Here is a 3,394-nt window from a genome sequence, read left to right on the forward strand (position 1 = left end):
GCGGCGAGGGGGCGTGCCCCCAGCCGCGCAGCGGCGAGGGGGCGTGCCCCGTCGTTGGCGCAAGTCATTGCGCTTGTCGCTCCTGTCTCGACGCCGACCCTGATTGCCCGACTCCTCCTCGGGCCCCTCCGCGGCCCGCATCGTCGTCGGGCGGCCCTGATGAATTCGTTATATCAACCTTGCTTGATTCTCCCGGTTTCCCATCCAGCGCCGATACCAAATCGGCCACCATTTGCACCAGCTCGAGATCACGAATTCGTGGCGCACCGACGCCACCGGCGCGCGGAATCGGGACCTGCACCGTCGACGTCGTAGCGCGGTAACGCGCACCCGGATACATCCGCGCCAGCCGCACCTGGGCAGAGTCCGGCAAGGTGATCGGCGCCAGCCGCACCGTGGCCGCCGACGCTGCCGACACTTCGGTGATGCCGGCGGCGCGACACAGCAGCCGGAGTCGTGCCACGGCCACCAGCCGCTGCGCGGTTTCGGGCAGCGTGCCGTACCGGTCGGTCAGCTCCTCGACGACGGCATCGACGTGCGCGTTGTCGGCCGCTGCGGCCAGCCGCCGGTACCCCTCCAGCCGTAGCCGGTCGCTGGGGATGTAGTCCGGCGGCAGGTGCGCATCGACCGGCAAGTCGATCCGCATATCTTTGGGCTCCTCGGCAGTGGTGACGGTGTTCCCGTCGGCCGCGGCACGATAAGCCTCCACGGCCTCGCCGACCAGTCGCACATATAGATCAAAGCCAACCCCGGCCACATGTCCGGACTGCTCGACACCCAGCACATTGCCGGCGCCGCGAATCTCCAAGTCCTTCATCGCCACCGCCATGCCGGCGCCCAATTCGTTGTTCTGCGCGATCGTCGCCAACCGGTCGTAGGCGGTCTCAGTCAGCGGGGCGTGTTGCGGATAAAGTAAATAGGCATAACCACGTTCGCGACTACGGCCCACCCGACCCCGTAGCTGGTGCAGCTGGGCCAGCCCGAAGGTGTCGGCCCGCTCGACGATCAAAGTGTTGGCGTTGGAGATGTCCAGACCGGTCTCGACGATCGTGGTGCACACCAAAATGTCGAACTCGCGGTTCCAGAATCCTTCGACGGTGGTTTCCAGCAGATCCTCAGGCATTTGTCCATGCGCGACGGCGACTTTGGCCTCGGGCACCAATCCCCGCACCCGCGCTGCCGCCTGGTCGATGGAGCTGACCCGGTTGTGCACGTAGAAAGCCTGCCCGTCGCGCAGCAGTTCTCTGCGCAGCGCCGCAGCGACTTGCTTGTCGTCGTGCGGCCCGACGTAGGTCAGTACCGGGTAGCGCTCTTCGGGCGGGGTCAAAATAGTCGACATCTCGCGGATCCCGGCCAAACTCATCTCCAGCGTGCGCGGGATCGGGGTGGCGCTCATCGTCAGCACGTCGACATGGGTGCGCAGCGCCTTGATGTGCTCCTTGTGCTCGACACCGAAGCGCTGTTCCTCGTCCACGACCACCAGGCCGAGGTCCTTCCACCGCACCCCGGTCTGCAACAGCCGATGGGTGCCTATCACGATGTCCACCGAGCCGTCGGCCAAGCCGTCGATCACGGCGCGGGATTCGCTGGCGTCGGTGAATCGGGACAGGCCGTTAATCCGGACCGGGAAGCCGGCCATCCGTTCGGCGAAGGTCTGCAGATGCTGATCGGCCAGCAGCGTGGTGGGCACCAGGACCGCGACCTGCTTGCCGTCCTGCACCGCCTTGAACGCCGCCCGCACCGCGATCTCGGTCTTGCCGTAGCCCACGTCGCCGCAGATCACCCGGTCCATTGGGATCGGTTTCTCCATGTCCGCTTTGACTTCGGTGATCGCGGTGAGCTGGTCCACGGTTTCGGTGAAGCCGAAAGCATCCTCCATCTCGGCCTGCCACGGGGTGTCCGGCCCGAACGCGTGTCCCGCGGAGGCCTGCCGCTTGGCGTACAGCGACACCAGCTCGCCGGCGATCTCCCTGACCGCTCTGCGGGCCTTCGTCTTGGTGTTGGTCCAGTCGCTGCCCCCAAGCCGGCTTAGCGCCGGCGCCTGCCCACCGACATACCGGGACAACTGGTCCAGCGAATCCATTGGCACATAAAGCTTGTCGGTTTCGTTCTGGCCTCGTTTGCTCGACGCATACTCCAGCACCAGATACTCGCGGCGGGCGCCGCCGACGGTGCGCTCGGTCATCTCCACGAATCGCCCGATGCCGTGCTGGTCGTGAACGACCAAGTCGCCTGCGGTCAACGCCAGCGGGTCGACGGTGTTGCGGCGTTTGGCGGCCAGCCGTTTGCCGCCCGTGGCGGTCACCCGGTTGCCCGTCAGGTCGGTCTCGGTGATGATCACCAGCGACGCGGTATTGCTCGAAATTATTAAACCGTCGTGCAGCGGGCCTTTGAGCACCCCGACCACGCCGGGCTTGGGTTCTGCTCCCGGCTCCAACATCGTTGCCGGCGTGTCGGATTCGGCCAGCTGCTCGACCACCCGGTGCGCGGTTCCAGTTCCGGGCGCGACGACCGCAGCGACCCCGCCCGTCAATACGTGGGCGCGCAGCATCGCAAAGATCTCGTCGATGTCGCGCTGATGGCCGCGGGCCGACGGTGCGGCCCGGATGTCCAGTTCGACCGCCGACTCGTCGGAAAGCTGGCTGAGCGTCCACCACCGATGGCCGGAGTCCCGGGTGGCGGCCCGCACCTCGTCAAGTTCGCGGAATCCCGAGCCGCCGAGCTGCTCGACGTCGATGGGTGAATCGCCGCCCAAGGCCGCCGCCGACCAGGACGCCTCGAGGAACTCGCGACCGGTCTTGATCAGGTCAGCCGCGCGGGTACGCACCTTTTCCGGGTCGCAGACCAGCACCGGCGTACCGTCGGCCAGCTGATTGGTCAGCAGCGACAAGTCGTCGGGCCTCAGCACCGGCAGCAACGCCTCCATGCCGTCGACCGGGATGCCCTCGGCGAGTTTGGCCAACATGTCGGCGACGCTGCCGGTGAAACCGTGCTCGGGCCGCGGCTGCTGTCCGGCCAGCTCGGCCGCCCGGACCCGCACCTCGTCGGTCAACAACAGCTCGCGGCATGCGACCGCGACCAGGTCCTCGACGCTGATATCGGGAATCGACCGCTGGTCGGCCACCGAGAACATCCGCATCTCGGTGACCTCGTCGCCCCAGAACTCCACCCGCACCGGGTGCTCGGCGGTCGGGGCGAAGATATCGAGGATGCCGCCGCGGACGGCGAATTCGCCGCGCCGACCGACCATGTCCACCCGGGTGTAGGCCAGCTCGACCAGTCGGGTGATAACCCCTTCGAACCCCCCGTCGGCGCCGGTGGCGCTGCCAGTGTCGCTGCCGACAGTAAAAGTGAGCGGCTCCCGCAAGCCCAGCTGCGGGGCCATCGGCTGCAG

At 67.1% G+C, this 3,394-nt stretch carries 1 protein-coding gene; it reads right to left on the bottom strand.

Going from position 1 to position 3,394, the window contains the following annotated elements:
• Positions 1-64 precede the first annotated feature (64 nt).
• Positions 65-3,394 (bottom strand): transcription-repair coupling factor (gene mfd, locus WAN71_RS12530; protein WP_422225635.1); only part of this gene is annotated, 3,330 nt, incomplete at its 5' end.

The organism is Mycobacterium sp. (genome assembly GCF_049280035.1).
Lineage (GTDB): Bacteria > Actinomycetota > Actinomycetes > Mycobacteriales > Mycobacteriaceae > Mycobacterium.